This window comes from Pseudomonas sp. MWU347 (assembly GCF_017947305.1).
Lineage (GTDB): Bacteria > Pseudomonadota > Gammaproteobacteria > Pseudomonadales > Pseudomonadaceae > Aquipseudomonas > Aquipseudomonas putida_A.
Genome location: NZ_JAFGZB010000045.1, coordinates 1 through 312 on the forward strand (window position 1 = coordinate 1; position 312 = coordinate 312).

Below are 312 nucleotides of genomic sequence, written 5' to 3' on the forward strand. Positions count from 1 at the left end.
CCGATCGGCCACGCCCGTTCGCTTGAGTATGTAGGAGACACTGGCCCGGCCTTTGGCAATGGCTCGTACCTTGTCGTTCGGCACAGTGAACGGCAGCGCAAGACCGACTCGTGTCACCGACAGCTCTACCGGGCCATGGTTGATCGGTGCGCCCTCGGCGTTGATTCCTCGCCAGGTCAATGCGACGACATCCTGCTCCTGGAAGATGCCAGCGGGGGTATTGACCAGAACGTTCACGTCGTCATCGTTCAATTCGTCGAGGTCGATTTCGTAAGTCTGCGGATCGGCCTCCAGCACGATCGGCGCATCGAG

Annotated in this window: 1 pseudogene; it reads right to left on the reverse strand. The window is 60.3% G+C overall.

Annotated features, from left to right (window positions below):
* Window positions 1-312, reverse strand: a pseudogene (locus KCG87_RS27395) (hypothetical protein); the annotation flags it as partial.